At 70.1% G+C, this 21,436-nt stretch carries 21 protein-coding genes; 11 read left to right on the forward strand and 10 right to left on the reverse strand.

Annotation, left to right across the window (positions count from 1 at the left end; genetic code table 11):
- Window positions 1-122: 122 nt before the first annotated feature.
- From GDJ08_RS19165 to GDJ08_RS19180, 4 genes are all read left to right on the forward strand, one after another.
- Complete coding sequence (locus GDJ08_RS19165; protein WP_165699851.1) at window positions 123-1,034, forward strand: 2OG-Fe dioxygenase family protein; 912 nt, start codon at window positions 123-125, stop codon at window positions 1,032-1,034.
- Entirely contained in the window at window positions 1,031-1,846 is an 816-nt protein-coding gene (locus tag GDJ08_RS19170; protein WP_153165512.1) for a hypothetical protein, read from the forward strand. Before GDJ08_RS19165 ends, GDJ08_RS19170 begins: the two co-directional genes overlap by 4 nt.
- A gap of 92 nt (window positions 1,847-1,938) precedes the next feature.
- The gene (locus GDJ08_RS19175; protein WP_037591828.1) at window positions 1,939-3,024 is read left to right on the forward strand and encodes a hypothetical protein; all 1,086 of its coding nucleotides are present in this window, start codon (window positions 1,939-1,941) and stop codon (window positions 3,022-3,024) included.
- 61 nt (window positions 3,025-3,085) lie between these two features.
- On the forward strand, window positions 3,086-3,586 hold the full coding sequence (locus tag GDJ08_RS19180) for a lysozyme (RefSeq protein WP_017357512.1): 501 nt from the start codon (window positions 3,086-3,088) through the stop codon (window positions 3,584-3,586).
- Window positions 3,587-3,634: 48 nt separating this feature from the next.
- Here the strand turns inward: GDJ08_RS19180 and GDJ08_RS19185 are convergent, their stop codons facing one another.
- The 7 genes from GDJ08_RS19185 to GDJ08_RS19215 all read right to left on the reverse strand — a co-directional run bounded on the left by GDJ08_RS19185 (window position 3,635) and on the right by GDJ08_RS19215 (window position 7,252).
- Window positions 3,635-4,372 carry a hypothetical protein gene (locus tag GDJ08_RS19185; protein ID WP_153165513.1) on the reverse strand — a complete coding sequence of 246 codons (738 nt, stop codon included), beginning with the start codon at window positions 4,370-4,372 and terminating at the stop codon, window positions 3,635-3,637.
- Between the two features lie 29 nt (window positions 4,373-4,401).
- Window positions 4,402-4,581 (reverse strand): hypothetical protein, encoded by a 180-nt coding sequence (locus tag GDJ08_RS19190; RefSeq protein WP_136006864.1) that lies wholly within the window; start codon window positions 4,579-4,581, stop codon window positions 4,402-4,404.
- Between the two features lie 2 nt (window positions 4,582-4,583).
- Window positions 4,584-5,006, reverse strand: a complete 423-nt coding sequence (locus tag GDJ08_RS19195) for a hypothetical protein (protein ID WP_037591072.1) — start codon at window positions 5,004-5,006, stop codon at window positions 4,584-4,586.
- A 19-nt stretch (window positions 5,007-5,025) separates the two neighbouring features.
- Window positions 5,026-5,283 carry a hypothetical protein gene (locus tag GDJ08_RS19200; protein ID WP_017355689.1) on the reverse strand — a complete coding sequence of 86 codons (258 nt, stop codon included), beginning with the start codon at window positions 5,281-5,283 and terminating at the stop codon, window positions 5,026-5,028.
- Window positions 5,284-5,372: 89 nt separating this feature from the next.
- Entirely contained in the window at window positions 5,373-6,005 is a 633-nt protein-coding gene (locus GDJ08_RS19205) for a DUF2589 domain-containing protein (RefSeq protein ID WP_017355688.1), read from the reverse strand.
- A gap of 32 nt (window positions 6,006-6,037) precedes the next feature.
- Complete coding sequence (locus GDJ08_RS19210) at window positions 6,038-6,544, reverse strand: DUF2589 domain-containing protein (RefSeq protein WP_026070722.1); 507 nt, start codon at window positions 6,542-6,544, stop codon at window positions 6,038-6,040.
- 120 nt (window positions 6,545-6,664) lie between these two features.
- Window positions 6,665-7,252: a helix-turn-helix transcriptional regulator gene (locus tag GDJ08_RS19215; RefSeq protein ID WP_017355686.1), complete on the reverse strand. Its 588-nt coding sequence runs from the start codon at window positions 7,250-7,252 to the stop codon at window positions 6,665-6,667.
- Between the two features lie 479 nt (window positions 7,253-7,731).
- Between GDJ08_RS19215 and GDJ08_RS19220 the strand changes: the two genes are divergently transcribed.
- On the forward strand, window positions 7,732-8,127 hold the full coding sequence (locus tag GDJ08_RS19220; protein ID WP_153165514.1) for a hypothetical protein: 396 nt from the start codon (window positions 7,732-7,734) through the stop codon (window positions 8,125-8,127).
- Window positions 8,128-8,136: 9 nt separating this feature from the next.
- Here GDJ08_RS19220 and recD read toward each other — a convergent pair whose 3' ends face one another.
- From recD to recC, 3 genes are read right to left on the reverse strand one after another with little or no spacing between them, the layout of a single operon-like run.
- Window positions 8,137-10,044 carry an exodeoxyribonuclease V subunit alpha gene (gene recD, locus GDJ08_RS19225; RefSeq protein ID WP_153165515.1) on the reverse strand — a complete coding sequence of 636 codons (1,908 nt, stop codon included), beginning with the start codon at window positions 10,042-10,044 and terminating at the stop codon, window positions 8,137-8,139.
- Complete coding sequence (gene recB / locus GDJ08_RS19230; protein ID WP_153165516.1) at window positions 10,041-13,685, reverse strand: exodeoxyribonuclease V subunit beta; 3,645 nt, start codon at window positions 13,683-13,685, stop codon at window positions 10,041-10,043. Before recB ends, recD begins: the two co-directional genes overlap by 4 nt.
- A complete protein-coding gene (recC, locus tag GDJ08_RS19235) occupies window positions 13,682-17,029 on the reverse strand; it encodes an exodeoxyribonuclease V subunit gamma (protein ID WP_153165517.1) in 3,348 nt (1,115 codons plus the stop codon). Before recC ends, recB begins: the two co-directional genes overlap by 4 nt.
- Before the next feature lie 222 nt (window positions 17,030-17,251).
- On the opposite strand from recC, the gene GDJ08_RS19240 reads away from it, so the two are divergent.
- The 6 genes from GDJ08_RS19240 to GDJ08_RS19265 all read left to right on the forward strand — a co-directional run bounded on the left by GDJ08_RS19240 (window position 17,252) and on the right by GDJ08_RS19265 (window position 21,396).
- The gene (locus GDJ08_RS19240; RefSeq protein WP_136006856.1) at window positions 17,252-18,040 is read left to right on the forward strand and encodes an ABC transporter ATP-binding protein; all 789 of its coding nucleotides are present in this window, start codon (window positions 17,252-17,254) and stop codon (window positions 18,038-18,040) included.
- A complete protein-coding gene (locus tag GDJ08_RS19245; protein ID WP_136006855.1) occupies window positions 18,040-18,789 on the forward strand; it encodes an MlaE family lipid ABC transporter permease subunit in 750 nt (249 codons plus the stop codon). Before GDJ08_RS19240 ends, GDJ08_RS19245 begins: the two co-directional genes overlap by 1 nt.
- A gap of 101 nt (window positions 18,790-18,890) precedes the next feature.
- The gene (gene mlaD / locus GDJ08_RS19250; protein ID WP_153165518.1) at window positions 18,891-19,418 is read left to right on the forward strand and encodes an outer membrane lipid asymmetry maintenance protein MlaD; all 528 of its coding nucleotides are present in this window, start codon (window positions 18,891-18,893) and stop codon (window positions 19,416-19,418) included.
- A complete protein-coding gene (locus GDJ08_RS19255; RefSeq protein ID WP_136006851.1) occupies window positions 19,415-20,077 on the forward strand; it encodes an MlaC/ttg2D family ABC transporter substrate-binding protein in 663 nt (220 codons plus the stop codon). Before mlaD ends, GDJ08_RS19255 begins: the two co-directional genes overlap by 4 nt.
- Entirely contained in the window at window positions 20,067-20,378 is a 312-nt protein-coding gene (locus GDJ08_RS19260; RefSeq protein ID WP_136006848.1) for an STAS domain-containing protein, read from the forward strand. The genes GDJ08_RS19255 and GDJ08_RS19260 overlap by 11 nt, the downstream gene beginning before the upstream one ends.
- Before the next feature lies 1 nt (window position 20,379).
- Window positions 20,380-21,396, forward strand: coding sequence for an MlaA family lipoprotein (locus tag GDJ08_RS19265; RefSeq protein WP_153165519.1), 1,017 nt, complete (start codon window positions 20,380-20,382; stop codon window positions 21,394-21,396).
- The last annotated feature ends 40 nt before the right edge of the window (window positions 21,397-21,436 follow it).

Here is a 21,436-nt window from a genome sequence, read left to right on the forward strand (position 1 = left end):
GTTGGCAGATGCCGACAACGGCGTGCAACGCCCTGCCCGCCGGCGCTGCCGTGGGCTGGCTATACAGCAGGTGCATCGGGCACCGCGCTGCCTGCGATGCGACTCTTTCCGGAGACCTGCGCATGCACGCCGTCCCGCTTCCCGCTCCCCCGCCGCTGCGCGCGGCGCATTGCCTGGCCGCGCCTTTGCCGGCCGCGCCGGGCCCACAGCTGTTCACCCTGGACACGCTCGGCCTGCCCGCTTCGTTTCTGGATGACGTCGCCAGCCACGCCGACAGCCTGTGCTGGGATCCCTACGACGTACAGGTGCGGCGGCGCCGTGTCCTGCAGCGCTACCGCTGCATTCTGGCCGCGCCGCAGCGCGACCTGCTTGATGCCTGCGATGGCGATGCCGGCCACCCGGCCTGGCCGGTCCTGCTGGACGGGTTGCCGGGCATCCTCGCCGACGCCCTGCGCCGCGTCGCACCGCACCGGCGACGGGCCATGCGCACGTATCTGGCCGACCGCCGTGTGGACGGCAGCTGGTGGCTGCAACCTCTGCCCGACACGGTCTTCGAGCAACCCGGCAATGCCGATCGCATCGCGCGCCGGCAGTTCGCACCGCTCTCGCCCGTGCTGAGCAACCATCCGGGCCTGCTGCGGCTGCTCGCCTGCGTCGCCGAAACCGTGCATGCCCGCCGCGCCGCCACCCGGCTGCGGTTGGTGGTGCACCAGATGCTGACGGTCGCCGGCCTCGCCGGCGGCACCGAACCCGCCCCCGAAGGCATCCACCAGGACGGGGCGGACTTCATCGTGTCGGCGCTGGTGGTGCGCCGGCGCGGCATTCACGGCGGGGTGTCGCGGGTGCGCCGCGGTCCGACCGGCCCGGTGCACCTGGAACGCGCGCTGGCCGAAGGCGAAGGCATTTTCCAGCCGGACACGCGCTCGCCCTGGTGGCACGAGGTCAGCACGATCCATGCCGATGCGGCTGCGTTCGAGGGCTATCGGATGATCCTCGGGGTGGATGCCCACCTCCTGCCCGACGCGACTGCATGAGCGCGCCGCGCCGTGCGAGGCCGCCATCCGGGCGGCGCGGGCGCACGCCGTCGGTCTGGCGCGCGCGGCTGCTGCGGCTGGTGCATCTGGTCGCCGAACAGGCGCTGCCGCTGACCATCGCCGGCGTCTCGTTCGTGATCGCGCTCGACGCATGGTTGGCGGCGCGGCCGGTGCTGTGGGAGCACCAGCGCGCGCTGGCGTCGCTGTCGATCGCCAGCGAACTGGAGGCCGAGGACGCCACCGGGATCGACACCCGCCACACCATCACCATCAGCAACGTGGGCGAGCTGAGCTTTGCGGTGCTTGATGTGCAGATCGGGTTGCTGCTGGCCGACGGCATGCAGGCGCCGTGGCTGCAGAGCACGCTGCTGCAGGAAACACCCGGCGCACTGCCGATCGGACTGCGTCCCTTCCACCTGGAAGCGGGGCGGGATGGGCGCAGCGCGCGTTTCGCGTTCGGTGCGGAGTCGTCGGGCTGGCACGTCATCGACCCGGGGCGTTCGGTGGACCTGGTGTTCGCCCAGCCGGTGCAGGGCCACGGACGGCTGGGCATCACCGTGGAAGTGTTCACCCAGCCGCTGCAGATGGGCGCAATGGCTGACCAGATCACCGTCGAGCGCATCATCGCCGGGCGACGCCGCCAGGTGTTTCCCGAGTCCGGCCCGGACGAGATCTCCGACCTGGGCGTGTTTCCGTACAGCGCGGCCAGTGTGGTGATCCTCTCCGACAGCCGGCCGGCGCGGTCCATGCCCGCCGCGAGCACGCCGACGCCCCGTCGCGCACGCCGCTGGAACGACGCGGCAAACCCCTGAAACACGACGACCGGCGCGGCGCTGGGCGGCGCCCTATATCTGTGCTGGCGCACGCCAGGCGCACCGAATCCGTTTCCGCAAGGAGTGCCGCGATGCCATTGCCCGCCAACCCGACGCCCGCCGACACCCTGGATGCCGCGCGCCGGCGGCGCGCGTTCGTGCGGATGGCGCTGGTACGCATCGCCGCGCTGTTGTGCGCGGTCCTGCTCGGGTTGTGCGCGCCGCCCGCGCCGGCCCACGCCGACGACCTGCCCCGCGTCACCCGCCTGCATGGCCACCTGGAGCTGGACTACACCGTGGAAGTACACGTGGACAACCTGGCGGCGTGGGCCGAGCACAACGACCCGCGCCACCTGGTGCCGTACATCGATGGACGCGCCCTGCCCGGCAACGCGCCCGAGGCAATCGACCTGGCGCACGGGCGGCTGCTGTTCCACCTGCGCATCACCGATGACAACCGCGCGGTGTGGATGGATCTGCTTGGCTCGCCGGCCGGACTGCGGCGCCCGGTGACGTTCAGTGTGGGACGTGTGGATGGCTCGCCGTTCGACACTCACCACGATGCCAGCCAGCGCGTGCTGCTGACGGTGATCTCCCCGGTGTACGGCACCATCGCGCTGGTGCTGGTGGTGCTGATGCTGGCGGTCTTCGTGCACCTGGCGCGCACCACCAGCATCATCCGCAAGCCGGGCCCGGGCCCGCACCAGCCCTACGACCTCGGGCGCTTCCAGATGGCCGTCTGGTTCTTCCTGATCTACGTGTCCTACACCGCGATCTGGCTGGTCACCGACGCCACCGACACCATCCACGCCTCGCTGCTGGCTCTGCTGGGCATCAGTGCCGGCACCGCGCTCAGCGAGGCGATGATCGATGCCGGCAGCGCGCAGCGCCGGTCAGCACAGCACACCGACCCTGCTGCCGATCCGCCCGCGGCAGCGCCGGTGCCGACACCACCGCCGGCCCGCTCGCAGGGGCTGCTGCACGACCTGCTCTCGGACACGCAGGGCTACCGCTTCGATCGCTTCCAGATCTTTGCGTTCACATTGATTCTGGGCGTGATCTTCATCGCCGACGTCTACAACAACCTGAGCATGCCCGAGCTGAGCCCGACGCTGCTGGGGCTGATGGGCCTGAGCTCGGGCACCTACATCGGCTTCAAGTTCCCCGACCGCACATGAGCCCGCGCCCCCCGGCGTGGCCCCTCCCCCTGGATGCACCCAGACCACACGAGGATCCACGATGAACACGATGACACTCAGCCAGCAGGGAATCGACTGGCTCAAGCGGGTGGAAGGCCAACGTCTGCAACCCTATGACGACCAGACCGGAAAGGCGATCACCGCCTGGGTACCCGGCGCCACCGTGGGCTACGGCCATCTGATCGTGGCAACCGAATGGAAGACGCTCGGCAGGGTGATCACGCTCGAGGAAGCAGAGGCATTGCTGCGCCAGGACCTGGCGCCGTTCGAGGCGACCGTGCGCGGCTGCATCGGCACCACGCTGACCCAATGCCAGTTCGATGCGTTGACCATCCTGTGCTTCAACATCGGCGGCGGCAGCTTCAAGGCGTCTTCGGTGGTGCGGATGATCAACCGCCCGCAGGCCCCGACGTCCTACGCAAGCCTGCAGGCCGCGTGGATGGCCTGGACCCGCTCGCAGGGCAAGGTGATGCAGGGCCTGGTCAACCGGCGCGCCGCCGAATGGCGCATGTACGACAGCGGCAGCTACGCGCACTGGTGAGGCCCTGCGTGCCGCCACGGTCATACGCGACCGTGGCGGCACGCGACCTCAACGCGACGACCGCGTCCAACGACAGCCGTCGGCACAGTCGCCGGGTGTCGGTTCGACATGGACGGTGGCGGCATCCCCGGCCTCGCGCACGACCACCCACTGATCCAGCAGGCGATCGCAGCGGGCGCCGCCATTGCCCGGCAACGGCGCGTACCACGCACCGGCGGGGGTGGCGCCTTCGTAGCGCAGGCTGAGCCGGCAACTGTCCGGGCTGCCGAACACCAGGCGGCTGCGGGTGTCGCCGGGATCGTGGTCGGCCAGTTGCAGCGACGCCAGCGACGCGTCCGGATCGGCCGGATTGGCCAGACCGGTCCACGTACCGCGCGGCGGTGGCGCGCGCGTGGCATCGCCCACCGGCCACATCGCCACCTGCAGGGGCGCGCCCTGGGTTCGCACCTGCAGCGTCGCCTTCCGGCCGTCAACCCGCAGCACTACGCGTCCCGGCTGGAACCGATCGCACCAGCCGCCGTTGCCGGCCGTCACGTCGTAGTGGAACTGGTTGCCATCGTGGGTGACGAAGCGTGCCTCGAGGCGGCACGCGCGCCCGGCACCGAACGCGATCAGTGTCGGCGCGGCGGCATCGGCCGCAGTGAAGCGCACCGACGACGGCCGCCCGTTCACCAGATCGGTGCCGACCCAGGTCAGTGGAGGGGGCGAGGATGATTGCGCCGTGACCAGCGCGGGGGCCAGCAGTGCCAGCAGGCCGCACACGCGTGAGGAAAGAACTGTGTTCATCAGGTGCTCCAGGGTGAAGGGACGGCGGCTCAGAAGCCGCGGGTCAGCAGCGCCACCGCCAGCGCGGTCAGCCACAAGGTGGCCAGCAGGCGCTGGCGGCGGCGCCGGGCGGCGGCACGGCGGCGCGCCAGCAGCGGGCCGAGCCACTGCTGCACCTGTTGGGTGTCGTCAGCGGAAAGCAGCAGGCGCACCCGGTCGCGGCGGGCCACGGTCAGGCCGCCCCGCCGGTATCCAGGGGCACGCTGAAGGTCCGCAGCGGTTGCCCGTCCAGCAGCAGTTGCCCATGCATCGGGTTGCCGCCCTGCAGACAGATGGTGAGGCGGTGGTCGGCCCGGTCGCTGCACGGGCACAGGGCAAGTCCGGGCGGCTGGCCGCGCGTGCCGCGCAGTTCTTCGATGCGGCAGTCGATCTGGACTTCCAGCGCCATCGCCATGATGCCGCGCGGTTTGACCAGGTCGGCCAGCGGCAGCGTGCGTTGCTCCCAGTGCCCATCGACGAGGGTCGCCACGTCCAGGCCGCGTGCGCCCCAGCGCTGCTGCAGGCGGTGCAGGTGCTCGCGCGCGCAGCGTCCGCGGGTGCGGGCCAGGGCGTGGGCCAGGGTCTCGATCAGATCATCCAGCCGGTGGTCGGCCATGCGCATGCTCCAGGTAGGGTCAGTCAACCATCCAGATCGGTTTGCGCGGGAAACCCACGTGGTAGGCCAGCCACTGCAGCACCACCTGGTGCTCGCCGATCTGCAGGATGGTGAAGCTGCGCTCGATGCCGAGGATGGCCCCCTTGGGCGTGTCGCTCAGGCAGCGGTTGAGCAGGTCCTGGGCGCTGGCCAGGTCATCGTCGGTGAGCATCTGGGTCGGGTTGTTGCTGCCCACCACGATGCGTTTGACGAACTTGACGTCGTTGAGGTCGAACATGGAAGACTCCGCTGCGATGGAACAAACGGACCCGCCGCATCATCGCGACACGACGGGCCATGACGCTGCCATGCCGGGCGACGCCGGCCTCACACCGGAACCGGAGCGCCCACCTTGCGCGGTGCCGACGCGGTCTGCAGGATGTCCATCACCCGGGCCAGGCCTTCGGGCATGCCGCGATCCTCGGCCAGCACCGACACGGTGTACTTGGCCGAGTTGTCCGAGGCACGCGCGGTTTCCTTGTGCGCGGCCACCGAGCCCTGGATGTTCACCTTGGCCGAGAAGATGCCCCAGCCGACCTTCATCTCGGCCTGCATGCTGGCCGCGTAGTCGCTGGATTCCTTGGTCGAGAACGAGGACTTCACTTCCATCTCGAAGTTGATGTCCACTTTCTGGATGCTCAGGTTGGGCACCTTGACGATCGCCAGCAGCGGCACTTCCAGTTCCACTTCTTCCTCGGCGAACGGCTGGGCGGCTTTGGTGGCCGGGTCCAGGTTGTCGACCGGACGCTTGAAGCGGAACAGCGCGGTGCGGGTGGCCCCCACTGCGTTGGGATCGGTGTTGGCCGGGTCCGGCGGCAGGAAGCCGACGGAGCGGATGAAGCTGGCGGTGGCCTGGGCGAGCTTGATCTGCGAATCGCAGGCGGCGGTAAGCGGGCCGCCGATGAGATCGCCCATCGGCAGGCCCTTGAACTGACTGGAAATATTGACCAGGTCGCTCATTGCGGATTACTCCTGTTGGTTGGCGGTGTGGGTCAAGTGGCTTTGATGGTCTTGAACACCCCCTGGCACTGCGCCAGGTGGTTGATCAACCGCGCCGCGCCATCGGTCGGTTCGGTTCCTTCGACACGCAGCTGCACGTGTACGTTGCCCACGCCCTTGCCACGGCCGGTATCCAGTCCAACGTGTCGCGCCGCCGGCCGCGGCGACTCCCAGGCCTCCGTCGCGCCCGGCGCAGGCGCTTCAGGGTCCTCGTGGCCCAGGTCCGCGAGGTCCGCGTCGAAACTGATCTCCACTTCCCGGATGCGCAGGGTGTTGGTGGAGACCAGCGGCAACAGCGGTGCGCGGTACAGGTCTTCATCGCCTTCCTCGGCCTGCGGGTGCAGCGAGGGCAGGCGGATGGTGACGCTCCGGGGCCGGTTGTCTTCGTCGAAGTAATGGCGCAGATGGGAAATCTGATGCATCTCCACGCTGTCCTGGGCCTCGATGACGGCCCCGGCCAGCGCTTCGATCAATGTGTGGAACGACATGGTCCGGCTCATTTCGCCTCTGCTCCTGGTCGTGGCGCACTGCCCACCGCGGTGATGCGATGGCAGTGCGAAGCCACAGGGTTATTGATAGCGGGCAGGCCGCGCGCACGCGCGGCGCGGTGTTGCGGGGGTTCAACCGTCCGTTGCAACGGCGCGACGCGGTGCCGGTCGCGCGCAGCAGCCGCCGCGCATGCTGGAGGGCGGCTCACCGTAGTGATGGCGATAGGCGCGGCTGAAACCGGACAGGCTCACAAAGCCCACCGCGTAGGCCACCTCCGATACATTGCCCTCGCCATCGCGCAGCAGCCGGTGCGCCAGCTGCAGACGCACCAGCCGGATCAACTCTCCCGGCGGATGGCCGATGCTCGCCACCAGCTTGCGATGCAGGCTGGTGCGCGACATGTTCAGCGCGAAGGCAAGCCGGTCCACCGACAGGTCTTCATCATCGATGTGGCGTTCGATCCAGTCGCGGGCACGCTCGACCAGGCGCGACGCCGCAGCGCCCTGCGGCCGGATCCGTGCACGCGCCAACACCTCTTCGCGACTGCCTCCCACGCCTTCGCCCAACGTGCCGTGGCAACTGCAGTGCCGCATGCGGGTCAGCAGCGCCAGGCTCCACGCCAGCAGATGACCATCCCCATCATCGGCCCCGTCCACGTACCCGGCACCGGGCGTCGCGCTGCTGTCGGGGAGATTCAATCCACGCTCGATCACGTCCATAGAATTGCCGCTTCCTTCTGCTGATAAGCCGGGCCGGTGTATCGACGGACCCCGCTCACGGGCGGCCGATGGCGCGTCCGGGCATGCGCGACTACGCGGGATCCCCACTGCGAGTGCGTCGAAAACGACATCGCAGTTCCTTGAGTACCGGTGTAACCGGAGCGGCGTTCGCAGATTTGGCGACGCGTTGCAGATACTTGTCAGATCGTTGCAGGCGCTTCTTTATCGGCAGATCCGCCGCGATACTGGATCGGCTTTGGGTATCTGCATCGCGAGGCCCTGACATCATTTGTGATGCAGAGCACCTGTGAAGTGCGCATTTCAGCACATTTGCTTCTGTGAAGAAGGGCGCGCCTCGCGTGATCGCAGGCGTTGTGAAGGCATCACTGCAGCGCACGATGGGCGCAGGCGCCGCCGTCAGCTAGGCTTGCGCGGCGGCGGACCAACGCCGCCGCATTCTCCGATGTGAAGGACGCCCCATGAGTTATGACGTGATGGTTTTTGATCCCGCAGCCGCCCCGCGCGAGGTGGCCGCCTTCATCGCCTGGTTCGAACGCCAGGCCGAGTGGAATGAAGACCACGACTACGACGACGCATCGGTCAGTGCGCCGGCGCTGCAGGCGTGGTACACCGATATCACCACCGAGTATCCGCCGATGAACGGACCGCTCGCCGATGACGACGACGATCGGCCGCAGGTCACCGACTACAGCGTCGGCCGCCAGGTGATCTACGCCGCCTTCGCGCACTCGGTGGCCGAGCATGCGCACGGCCGGGTGCAGGAACTTGCCCACCAGCACGGCCTGGGCTTCTTCGACGTGAGTGGCGACGGTGCCATCGTGTATCCCGATGGCACCACCCTGATCCCGGCGTAAGCCGTCGGTCTAGAACAACGCGCCTTGTGACGGCGGCGGCTCGGCATGCTGTCCCGGTGGCACCGCCGCCGTATCGGTGTTCTCTCCCTGCAACCGCATTGCCAGCCCCGACAGGCGGCTGGCATGCCGCGCCAGTGCCGCCTCCATGACCTCTGCGCTGCCCAGCACGTGCAGGGCGTGGCGTGCGCGGGTCATGCCGGTGTAGATCAGCTCGCGCGAGAGCACGCGGTTGTCGCGGCGCGGCAGCTGCAGCCAGACCTCGTCGAACTCCGAGCCCTGCGCCTTGTGCACGGTCATCGCAAAAGCGCTCTCGTGCGCCGGCAGCGCACCGGGATGGAAGCCGCGTGGCTGGTCGGCGGTCTCGCCGGGGAACCAGGCCGTCACCGCGCCATGCCGGTCGCCCAGGCAGATGCCGATGTCGCCGTTGAACAGACGGTGGCGATAGCTGTTCTCGGTAATGAGCAGCAGGCGGCCGTGGAAGTAGCCGGGCGCCGCGCCCGGGCGCGGCACGCCGGCCAGCATCGCTTCGATGCGCGCGTTGAGCCCGCGTGCGCCCTGCGGCCCCTCACGCACTGCGGTCAACAGGCGGATGCGACCGGCATTGGCCAGCGCCTGGCCGGGGTCGGCCGCCTCACCCAGCCCGCGCCAATGCGCCAGCAGGTGCTCGCGGTGGTGCTGCAGGGGATCGCTCTGGTCGTCGTGGAAGTGCACGCCGGCCAGCGCGCTGCCGCGCAGCAGCGCCACGGCGGTGGCGCTGTCGCCCTCGCGCACGGCATGTGCCAGCGGTGCCAGGTCGAGCGCGTCGGTCTGACGGTAGCCGCGCTGCAGCTGCACGCGGCGGCCGGCAAACGGCGTGGCCGCCGCCAGCGGTTGCAGGGCGGCCGGTGCCAGCAGCGTGCGCAGGGCCTGCGCATCGTCGGCCTGGGTGCCCAGGCCATCGCCGCTGGCACGCAGGATCGCGCTGAGCACATCGCCGGCTTCCACCGAGGGCAGCTGGTCCGGATCGCCGAGCAGCACCAGCCGGGTGCCGGAGGCCACCGCGTCGACCAGCTTGGTCATCAACGGCAGATCGATCATCGACGCTTCGTCGACCACCACCACGTCGAACGGCAGCGGATTGTCGCGGTGGTGGCGGAAGCGCGGCGAATCGGGGATCACGCCGAGCAGGCGATGCAGGGTGGTGCCGGTCGCGGGCATGGCGTCGCACAGGGCCGGTGCGATGCCGACCAGGCGCAGGCGCTGCACGGCCAGCCGCAGGCTCTCGGCCATGCGCTCGGCGGCGCGTCCGGTCGGTGCCGCCAGGGCCACGCGCGGCACCGGTCGATCGGCCTGCACGGCCTGTGCGGCAAGCAGCACCAGCAGCCGCGCGATGGTGGTGGTCTTGCCGGTACCGGGTCCACCGGTGACCAGTACCAGCGGGTGGCGCAGCGCGATGGCGGCGGCGCGCGCCTGGTGGTCGATGCCATCGTGCGCCTGCGGGAACAGCTGGGCAAACAGCGCCGCGAGCGCGGCCGGTTCGTCCGTGGCCAGCGTGTGCGAGGCGATGCGCTGCAGGCCGGTGGCCAGGCGGCGCTCGTACTCGCGGTAGCGGCGCAGGTAGAGCAACCCATTCTCCAGCACCAGCGGAACATCGCCCGCGTCGGCATCGGCCGTGTCGGGCACCTCCACCCAGGGCGAGGCGCGCAGCTGCGCCAGCCATGCCGCTGCAGGGGGCCAATCGGCGGGCGTGTCCACCAGCCGCTGCGGACAGCAAGGGTCGAAGCCGGCGTGGCCCTGCGACACCGCCAGCGAGGCCAGCGCGGCCGCCGCCAGGACGCTGTCCGGGGTGTCCGGACGCAGCCGGCGCAGGCTGTTCGCCAATGCGTGGTCGAGGGTACGCAGCGCGTTGCTGCGGTAGAGCGCGGCGAGCAGGCTCATGCCTCCCCCCGTGCGCGTGCAGCCATGCGTGCCTGGGCATGCTCGCCCCCGGCGAACAGGGCGTCCATCGCATCGACCAGCACCGGGTCGAATCGGTGCGCATACACCCCGGGGCTGTCGGCGCGGGTGGCATCCAGGCCACGGCAGAACAGGTAGCGGATGCCGCCCATGTCGCGCGCCAGGTCATACTGCGCGCCCAGCCGGAAGCGCAGCCACCGGTGCAGCGCCACGGTGTAGATCAGCGCCTGCAGGTCGTACTCGCTGTGCTGCATGGCGGTGGCCAGCCGTGCCGGGTCGTAGCCGGGCAGCCGGTTGGATTTGTAGTCGAGCACGTACCAGCGGCCATCGCGCACGTAGGTGAGATCGATCTTGCCGGTCATCAGGCCCTCCAGCCGGCGCCGCGTGCCGAAGCCCCGCCGCTCGCGCACCAGGCCGTGCGCGTGCAGCAGGTCGAGCAGTGCCGGCACGGCGGTGGGCTGCATGGCGAAGTGGAACTCGATTTCGGCGCGGCGCGCGTCGGCAGGCACGTCGTGCAGCGCGCCCCCCTCGGGCAGGGCCACGGTCAACGTCTGCCCCACCAGTGCGGTCAGCATGTCCACGCCATCGTCGAGGTCTTCGTCGGCATAGCCTTCCTGCGCCAGGGCATCGCGCAGTACCTGCGCCTGCTCTTCCGGCGCCGGTTGCCCGGGCTGCCAGCCCGCCCAGCGCGCGAAGTCGGTGTTCTCCAGCGCATCGTGCAGGACATTGCCGAAGCGGCTGCCCGTGAAGCGCGGGTCGACCGGGTCCGCGCCGGCGACGGTGTCCGGCCCGGCCTCGACCGCCGGGTCGATGCCGGCCGGTTCGTCTGCCGCAGGCGCCGGCGCTTCGGTCGCGGCGGCTTCGGTGTCGTGCCCGGCGTCGGCGTGCGCCAACTGGGTGAAGCTGTACACCCACCAATCGTGCGGCACGCGCCGGGTCAGCGCGCGCACCGGCGGCAGTTCGCCCTCGGCAACGAACGCAAGCTGGGCCGGGCGCGGCTCGGCGGGTCCCTCGACCACAGCGATGTCCGGGTGCGAACGCAGCGCATCCAGGTCCGACAGCATCGGTGCCAGGCGGGTTCTGGCCAGGCCGGTGAGGTCGCCGGCGGCGATCCACAGCGCGTGTTCGGCCCGGGTCAGACCCACGTACAGCAGCCGCGCGTCTTCGGCGTTCTGCTCCAGCGCGGCGCGCTCGACGGCCGCGTTCCACGCCTCGTCGTGGTCCAGTTTCCAGTGCAGCTCGCGGCGGCCGTTGGCGTGCACGGTGCAGTTGGAATCGGCACGGTTGCCACCGCCATCGATGCCCACGAACGGCAGGAACACCAGCGGATACTCCAGGCCCTTGCTCTTGTGCAGGGTGATGATCTGCACGCGGCGCGCATCCGATTCGAGCCGCAGCAGCTGCTGCTCGTCGTTCTGGTCGGCGTGCGCCATCTGGACCTGCAGCCAGTCCAGCAGGCCATGCATGCCCAGGGTGTGCCCGGCCGCCTGCTGCAGCAGTTCGCCCAGCTGCAGGTAATTGGTCAGGCGACGCTCGCCATCGAGCAGGCCGAGCAGACGCTCGGCGTGCTCGGCGCACAGATCGGCGATCACCGCGAACGGGCCGCCGCGCTGCCAGCGCTCGCGCCACAGCAGCAGGCGCAGCTGGAAGGTGCGCTGCGACTCACCCTCGCGTTCCATCGCGTCGATGGCCTGTGCGTCTTCGCCCAGCAGCACAGTGGAGAGCGCCGCGCGCAGGCGCCCTTCATCGGCAGGTTGCAGCAGCGCGAGCAGCAGCAGGCGCAGTTCGTGGGCCTCGTCGGTGGCGTACAGGCTCTGCTTGCCGGCGGCCACGGCAGGAATACCAACCGCGCCCAGCGCCTGCTGGATGCGCGTGGCTTCCTTGTGCGAGCGCACCAGTACGGCGATGTCGCCGGGCTGTACCGGATGCCCACGCAGCAGCGCGCGGCCCTGCCGCGCCTGGACGAGAATGCGGTGGATCTCGGCCACGCAGGCATCGCTGGCCTGCTGGCGCGACGCATCGGCCTTGAGCGCGCCACCGTCGGGGTTGTGCAGCACGCGCACGGTCAGGCCCGGTGCGGGCGCGCCGTCACGCAGGAAGTCGTCGTCGCTGCGGGTGCTGCCCGGGTGCACCGGTTCGAAGGCGATGTCCTCTTCCAGGAACGCGCGCTCGCCGGCATGGGCGTACAGCGCTTCGATCGCATGCAGCACGGCCGGACGCGAGCGGAAGTTGCGGTCCAGCGCGGGGGCGGCGTCCGCCTGTCGCTTGGCCTTGAGGTAGGTGTGGATATCGCCGCCGCGGAACCCGTAGATGGCCTGCTTCGGATCGCCGATCAGGAACAGCGCCGGGGCCAGTCCGGCGTCCTCCGTCTCCTCGGAGCGGCCGAACACCCGCTGGAAGATGCCCCACTGGCGATCGTCGGTATCCTGGAATTCGTCCACCAGCGCGATCGCGTACTGCGCCCGCAGCTGCCGCACCAGCGTGGCGCGGTGCGGGCCGTCGAGCGCATCGGCCACGCCCTCGATCAGATCGTCGTAGGTCTGCACGCGGCCGATCCGCTTGAGCTCGGCCAGGCGCGCGCGCGCCTCGGCGCGCAACGCGTGCAGGAACACGATGGCCGCCTGCCGCAGCCACTGTTCACGGGCATCGGCGGCATGCCACCAGCGCTGCAGCGCGTCGAACAGGGGCGAGCTCGGGCACTGCCCCTGCTCGGCGTCCCGGCAGAACGCCAGCAGGTTCACCGGCAGCAGCTTGCCCAGGTGGGTCTTGTCGCCGCGGGCCCAGTGCTGCGTGGCCACGCCGGCGAACAGCTCGCCGAAGGCCTTGTCGAAGCTCGGCCGTTTCGCGCGGCGGCCATCAAACACCTTGCGGTCGAAGGCGCTCGCGATCTGCGCCTGCGCGTCTTCTGCATGCGCCGGGATCGCCTCGGCCAGCGCGGCGGCCGCGGCGTCCAGCTGCGGCGCGGGATCGGGGCAGGTCTGGGTCGGTGCCGCCGGCAGCAGCGGCAACGGTTTGATCAGGGTCGCCAGATCGCCGGCCAGCGCATCGGGCGTGGACCACAGCCAGGTCAGCGCCTCGACGGTGGCCGGGTCGTTGGCATGGACGCGCCACAGGTCGGCCGCCAGTTCGTCGTGCAGCTCGCGTTCGCTCGGCAGCAGCGTCGGTGGGTCGAAGGTGTGCCCGCTCTCCAGGGCGTGCTCGCGCAGCACACGGGTGCAGAAGCCGTGGATGGTGAAGATCGCGGCGAGGTCGATTTCGTCGGCCGCAGTCTGCAGCCGCCGCGCGAGTGCGGCCGGGGTTTCCTCGCCGCGCGCCAGCTGGCGCTGCAGGAGGGCGCGGGTCAGCACCACGTCGGGGCCGTCGTCGGGGGATGGCGCGCGCTCGACCAGTTGGGCCGCCAGGGCCAGCCGCTCGCGGATGCGCTTGCGCAGTTCCTGGGTGGCCGCATCGGTGAAGGTCACCGCCAGGATCTGGCCGATGCGCCAGCCCTTCTCCACCACCAGGCGGGTGAACAGCGTGGCCAGGGTGAAGGTCTTGCCGGTGCCGGCACTGGCCTCGATCAGGCGCACGCCGTCCAGCGGCAGCGCCAGGTAGGGATCATCGAGCAGGGTGTGGTCGTTCATTGCGCGGCTCCTTCCTCATCGAAGCCCGGGAAGACCCGGCCTTCGCGCACCGCGGTGAACACCACGAAGCTGGTGTGCAGCAGTTGGCGGTAACTGTCGGCGGTGGCGAACGGATCGCGACCGCGCAGGGCCAGCTGGTAGCTGGCGCCGCTGGATTCGGCCCAACTGCGCTCGCTGCCATGCCACTTGGCATAGCCCTCGGTGGCACGCTTGGCCTCCGCGGCGGTGTACAGCGCCCAGCCGGTGGACGGGCCGTACAGCAACGGCGCACGCAGGCCCTCACTGCGCAGCTGCAGCAGGCGGCGCAGGGCGGCGCGTGCCTGGTCGGCAGGCAGCGGCGCCAGCACGTGCGGGCCCAGCCCCTCGTCGCCGGCATCGTGGAACTGGACCAGCGGCAACGCATCGCCCGCCGCGTTGGCAAGCAGCCAGTCCAGTCCCTGGCGGATGGCCGCGCGACCGTTCAGGCGATCCGCGCGCAGGCGCGCCAGCCCATGCGGGTACACGTCATCCACGCGCCCGTGCAGGCGCATGCCATCAATGTCCACCTCGTAGCGGCGGCTGTCGGCCACGCTGCCGGCCTGCCAGGCCGCCAACGCGTCTGCATAGGGTTCGGTCTGCGCCTGCAGCGCCGCGAACTGGCGCTCGCCCAGCGCGCCGGACGGCACCAGAGCGCGGGCGCGCAGGCGGGGATACAACGGCGCTTCGTCCCCGGCCAGCGTGGCGGCGATCACCGCGTGCTGCAGGTGGACCTTGTCGTGGCCACGCGACGCCATCACCAGCGGCTCGACGTCGTCGGCACTGCCCACCTCGTCGGGCAGGCGCAGGCCAAGGCGCTGGGACAGGAACTGGCTGGCCGGATCGGTGAGGAAGCGGCGCAGCGCGTCCAGGCCCAGGTCGGCTTCCAGGCCTGCGGTCTCCGACGGCGGCAGCGCCTGGGCGAACCACGGCGCCAGCGCGCGGCGGGTACCGCCCAGCGACCCGGCCGCGGGGTGCCACTGCTGGCGGTAGCTGAAGCGCCGGGGCTCATCGCCGCCGCCGAAGGCAGCCGGGGCGAAGGGCTGCAGCGAATGCCGCACGGTCATCTGCCGGGCCACCGTCGCCGGCGCCTGGTGGTACTCGGCCGCCGCGTCGATCAGTTCGCTGACCAGCACCGACGGTTCGCGCACGCTGCCATCGCGCGGGTCGGCGCCAAGGTAGCTCAGGTAGAACACGTCCTGCGCCGAGGCGAACAGCTGCAGGAACAGGAAACGGTCATCCTCGCGCAGCGATCGGTCGCCATGCCGGCGCTTGTCCGTGCCCAGTTCGGCGGTGAGCTGGTTGAGGCCGGCGGCCGGATCGCGCCGCGGGAAGTCGCCGTCGTTCAATCCCAGCACGCAGATCACCCGGAACGGCAGCAGACGCATCGGCACCATGCGGCCGAAGCTGACGCCGCCGGTCAGCAGCGGTGCGCGGGTATCGGCCTGGGCCAGCGCGCCGGCGAAGTGCGCGCGCACCACCTCCGGCGGCACCTCGCCCTGATAGCCGGCGGTGGCCGCGTCACGGGCGAAGTCGTTGATCAGCTTGCGCAGGCGCTCCAGCGCGCGCTGGCTGTTGGCCGCCTGCGGCGGGTCGGGCAGCAGCGCATCCAGCATGGCCAGCAACCGCTGGCGCCACTGCGCCGGCGACAGCGCCTGGCCAAGCGCCTTCTGATAGCGCGCCAGCACGCGCAGCAGGCCAAGCAGCCGGTCCAGCGCGTCCAGCGCACTGCCTTCCAGCTCCGGCCACGGCGCCACGCCGGCGATGTCGTCGTCGCTGCCGCTGGCATGGCCGAGCAGCAGCCGGTCGAGCGCGAACTGCCAGGTGAAAGCGTCATCGTCCGGTGCCTGGTGCTCGCGGCGGTGCGCGGCATCCAGCCCCCAGCGCGCGCCCGCCGCGTCCAGCCAGTCGTGCAGGCGGTCGAACGCCGCTGCGTCCAGACCGGCGGCGTCGGCCAGCGGCGCGCTGGCGAGCAGGTCGAGCACTTCGTTCACCCCGAAGCGCGACACCGGCAGGCCGAGCAGGTGCACGAACACATCGGCCAGCGGCTCACCGGCCAGCGGGCTGGTATCGGCCAGCGCATAGGGAATGTGCTCTTCGCCACCGCTGCGCCCGCCGAACACCGCTTCCAGGTACGGCACATAGGGGTCGATGTCCGGGGCCAGCACCGCGATGTCGCGGGCCTGCAGCGGTGGATCGAACCGGTTGTCCTGCAGCAGGCCGCGCAGCTGGTCATGCAGCACCTGCAGTTCACGCAGGCGCGTATGGCAGGCATGCACCTGCAGGCTGGGATCGTCATGGCGCAGCGCCTGGCGACGCGGGCCGGCCGGTTCGCCGCGGCGGTGGAACAGGTCGCGCTGCAGGCGATGCAGCAGGCTGTCCGACAGCCCGCCCTGGTCCAGCGTGGGGCCGGTATCTTCCTCGGGATCGTCGTAGGCGGCGATCTCACCGGCCGGGTGCACCACCTCGTAGCTGCCCAGCACGGCCATGAAGTCGCGGCCTGCCGCACCCCACGCCTGCAGCAGGCGGTTCTCGCCGGCGCTGCCGCCGAACGGATCGGCCGCGCCGCTGCGCAGCTTCTCGCCCAGGGTCTGAAGGTCGCCCCAGTACGCCTGGGTCGGCGTGGGCAGGTAGAAATGCATCGTGCCGACCCGCGCCTGGGTCGCCATCACCCGCAGCACGTCCGGCGAGATGTTGAGCGTGGCGAAGGCGAACACGCGCGCGGGCAGGCCCTGCGGCACCGGCTTGCCTGCGCCCTCGAACCGCTCCAGGTAGGCGTGGATGCGGCGCGCGCGGTACTGCTCGCCACTGGCGATGTGCCGCCACAGGATGGCCTGCGGATCGTTCGGTTCGGCACCGGCTTCCCAGCGCAGCAGCCAATCGCGACGCCAGGCCTGGTACTTCTCGAACACCGCCGCCAGCTCGCCGGCCAGCGCCCACGGCTTGAGCGGATCGGCCGCCGACAGGTACGCCTGCAGCGCGCGCATCGGCGGGCGCGCCATCAGCGTGGCGTCCTGCAGCGCCGCGTACAGCCGCCAGCGCAGCCCTTCGGCGTTGAGATCGTCGTGTTCGCCCGGCACGTTGGCGTTGAGCGCGCGCGCCACGAACTCACCCGGGGTGAGGAAGGTCAGGTTGGCGGCGATGCCATACTCGGCCGCCAGCGTGGACTGCAGCCAGCGGCGCATGGCCACCTGCGGGATCAGCACCACCTCCGGTTCGAGCACGGATTGGCCCGGTACCGGCGTGCGCACTTCGGCAGCCAGCAGGGCGGCCAGCACATCGAGCGCGTTGGAGTGGTACAGGCGGAAATCGGAAACAGCGTGGGTCATCGCAGGAGTGTGCCGCAGCGGGCGCACCGACGCAGCGCGGCGGCACGCACGGAGGAGGAATGGCGTGTTCCATCGCCGGCCGACACGGTGTGTTGCAGCGCCCGTCAGGGCCACGGCCGTTGTTCCGGCATGGGGGCGTGCGACAATACTGCACGGTCCAGTTCGGTTATGTTCAGCCGTTCACCACGATCTTACAACGTTGGAAATTTGTTAATGGTGCCCATGACGGCTTCCGAAGATGATCTGGTGCAGTTGTCCAACGTGCGGATCGACCGCGGCGGGCGCACGATCCTGCGCGACGTCTCGATGTCCGTACCCCGTGGCAGCATCACCGCCGTGCTTGGCCCGTCCGGCAGCGGCAAGTCCACCCTGCTGGCCGCGCTGACCGGTGAGCTGCGTCCGGTGGCCGGCAGCGTCACGCTGTTCGGCAAGCCGATCCCCACCGGCAGCAGCGCGCTGCGCGAGATGCGCCGCAGCGTCGGCGTGCTGCTGCAGGGCAATGGCCTGCTCACCGACCTGACCGTGGCCGAAAACGTCGCGCTGCCGCTGCGCACCCATACCCGCCTGCCGACGCCGGTGCTGCGCCGCCTGGTGCAGATGAAGCTGCACGCGGTGGGCCTGCTGGCCGCCGCCGATGCCTGGCCGCGCGAGCTGTCCGGCGGCATGGCGCGCCGCGTCGCGCTGGCCCGCGCGCTGGCTCTGGATCCGCCGCTGATGATCTACGACGAGCCGCTGACCGGGCTGGACCCGATCGCCAGCGGGGTGATCATGAGCCTGATCCAGCGCCTCAACCACAGCCTGGGGCTGACCAGCATCATTGTCAGCCACCATGTGCACGAGACCCTGCCGATCTGCGATCAGGTGATCGCGATCGCCAACGGTGGGATCGTGTTCCAGGGCAGCCCGGCCGATCTGGAATCCAGCCAGGACCCGCTGCTGCGCCAGTTCCTGCACGGCGAACCGGATGGCCCGATTCCATTCGATGCCGCACCGCGCGCGAGGGTTGCCTGATGCCGTTCGTTGAAGCCACCCGTTCGCTCGGCCGCGCCGGCCTGTTCTCCCTGACGGTACTGCGCGGCTCGGTGCCGACCGCCGATTTCCTCGCCGAACTGACCCGCGAGATCTACAAGATCGGTGCGCGTTCGCTGCCGATCATCGCCGTGGGCGGCGCCTTCGTCGGGCTGGTGCTGACCCTGCAGGGCTATCGCACACTGACCACCTTCGGTGCCGCCGATGCGCTGTCCACGCTGCTCGGCCTGTCGCTGTACCGCGAGCTGGCCCCGGTGCTGACCGCGCTGCTGTTCATCGGCCGCGCGGGCAGTTCCATCGCCGCCGAGCTGGGCCTGATGCGTGCCACCGACCAGATCAAGGCGCTGGAGCTGATGGCCATCGATCCGATTGCCAAGGCGGTGGCGCCGCGCTTCTGGGCCGCGGTGCTGACCGTGCCGCTGCTGACCGGCATTTTCTGTTCGCTGGCGATCAGCGCCAGCTACTTCGAGGCCGTGCACGTGCTCGGGCTGGACAACGGCGTGTTCTGGTCGGCGCTGAGCAACAGCGTGGATTTCTGGGACGACTTCGGCGTGGCGATGCTCAAGTCGGCGATCTTCGGCGGCACGGCGGCGCTGGTGGCCTCGTACGTGGGGTTCAACGCCGAGCCCACCATCGAAGGTACTTCGGTGGCCACCACGCGTGCGGTGGTCAACGCCTCGCTGCTGGTGCTGATGTTCAACTTCGTGCTGTCGGCAATGATGTTCCAGTAGATACCCACCGGCCATTGAACCGGCCGGTACTGCTTCACGCATGCAGATCCTCCCGCCCGGCGAGCTGTCCGGGCACCTGACAAAGAACAGTGAGACACGACATGGCCATCCGCGGTCCCAGACTCGAATTTTCCGTCGGCGCGTTCCTGCTGCTGGCGCTGGCCTCGCTGCTGGTGCTGGCCGTGGCGTCCACCAACCAGCGGTGGGAGCTGGGCAGCAGCGGCTACGAACTGAAGGCGCGCTTCACCCAGATCGGCCAGCTGCGCAAACAGGCGCCGGTCAAGATCGGCGGCGTCACCGTCGGCCAGGTCGCGCAGATCGAGCTGGATCCGACCAAGTTCGATTCGATCGTCACCCTGACGCTGGACGGCAAGTTCAAGGACCTGCCGGCCGACACCTCCGCCGGCATATTCACCAGCGGTTTGCTGGGCGAGAGCTATATCGGTCTGCAGCCGGGCGGCGATCCGGACGTGCTCAAGTCCGGCGATGAGATCGTCTTCACCCAGCCGGCGGTAGACCTGCTGCAACTGGTCGGCAAATACATGTTCAGTGGCCCGGGCAACGCCGGCGGCGCTGATTCCCACGAGGGCAATGGCGCACAGGCGCCTGCAAAGGAACCGCAACCATGAAAACCAGACTGATCCCCGCCCTGCTCGCCACGGCCCTGCTCGCCTCGCTGCCGTCGCTGTCGATGGCCCAGGCCGCCCCGGCCGCCGCCGGCGCCCAGCAGGGCCAGGCCGGCAGCGCCGTACTCGACGCCAGCACCCGCATCCTGACCACGCTGCAGGCGCGCCGCACCGAGTTCCGCGGCAATCCGACCGCGCTGCGCGGTTTCATCAACAGCGAGCTGAACAAGACCTTCGACCGCGACTATGCCGCGCGCCTGGTCCTCGGCGTGCACGGCCGCGGCGCGTCCGATGCCGATGTGAAGCTGTTTGCCGACGCGATGGCCGACAACCTGATGCAGCGCTACGGCTCGGCCCTGCTGGAAATCCAGGGCAAGCCGACGTTCCGCCTGAAGTCCGAGTCCCCGTTGCCCGGCAACCGGGGCGTGCGCGTGTCCACCGAGCTGATCCGCGCCGGCAGCGAGCCGACCCCGGTCGACTACCTGATGCGCAACGTGAGCGGCCAGTGGAAGATCTTCGACGTGATGATCGAGGGCATCTCCTACGTGCAGACGTTCAAGACCCAGTTCGACGCCCCGCTGCGCCAGAAGACCATCCAGCAGGTGGCTGCCGAACTGCGCAACGGCACCATGCAGGCCGGACAGGCGCCCCGTGGCAAGTAATGCGGCCAGCGCCCGTCGCGACGGCACCGCGCTGGTGTTCAGCGGGGTGCTCGACCGCGCGGCGGCAACGGCCCTGTGGCCGTCGCTGACCTCGCTCGACGGCGTGCTGCAGCTGGATCTGACCGCGGTGACGCGGGTCGACAGCGCCGGTGTGGCGCTGCTGGCCGAACTGGCCGCGCGTCTGCGCGACCGCGGCGGTGCGCCGACCATCGTCGGTTCGCCGGCCGGCTTCAACGAACTGTGTGCCGCCTACCGGCTGGCGCCCACCCTGGATTTCAATGCCCCTTCTGCGGCGAGCTGACATGAACGTCCTACGCACCCTTCCCCTCCTTGTGCTCGCCACGGCGCTGACCGCGTGTGCCGGCAAGCCCGCGCGCGACAGTGCGCCGACCAGCGTGCCGGTGACACCGACCGCCGCCGATGCAGCGCTCGACGCACCCGCCGACGCCCTGCCGCAATCCGAAGTGCCGGCGCCGGTGCCGGCCGATGCCGTCGGGGATCCGGCGCAGTCCGGAGCCGACGGCACGTCGCCGGCCAGCGCGGGCGGCACGGCCCCGACCGATGCCGAAGACGACTTCGCCGCGCTGTACGGCGGCCCGGCGCCGAGCGCCGATGGCACCTTGGCGGCCAGCGCGCCGTACGATCCGTGGGAACCGTTCAACCGCCGCGTGCACAGCTTCAACAACGTGGTCGACCGCGCGGTCGCCCGTCCGCTGGCCACGGCCTACACCAAGGTGGTGCCGCGCTTCGCCCGTACCGGCGTGACCAACTTCTTCAGCAACCTGCGTGCACCGGTCACCATGACCAACCAGCTGCTGCAGGGGCGCGCGGACGATGCGTGGGACACCCTGGGCCGCTTCCTGATGAACACCACGCTGGGTATCGGTGGCCTGTTCGATCCGGCCAGCAAAGCGCTGGTGCCACGTCGCAGCGAAGACTTCGGCCAGACCCTGGGTGCCTGGGGCTGGCGCCGGTCGCGCTACGTGGAGCTGCCCTTCTTCGGGCCGCGTACCGTGCGCGATGTGTTCGGCCTGGCCGGCGACATCCCGCTCTCGCCGATCCGTACGATCGAAGAGGACAAGGTCCGCATCGGCCTGCAGGGTCTGCAGCTGGTGGACATGCGCTCGCAGCTGATGGCGCTGGACGACATCCGCGACAACGCGGTGGACGAGTACGCCCTGACCCGGGATGCCTGGCTGCAGCGCCGCAACTACCAGATCGAGAACGACCTGCGCGGCAAGCACGCGCGCGGCAAGGATGCCGACGACACCTCCCCGATCCCGGTCGATGCGATGCCGATGCCGGACTGGAGCAACTGAAGAAAGTAAAAAACCCCGCCTTGGCGGGGTTTTTTTTTGT

The sequence above is a fragment of the Stenotrophomonas nematodicola genome (assembly GCF_009467805.1).
Taxonomy (GTDB): Bacteria; Pseudomonadota; Gammaproteobacteria; order Xanthomonadales; family Xanthomonadaceae; genus Stenotrophomonas; species Stenotrophomonas nematodicola.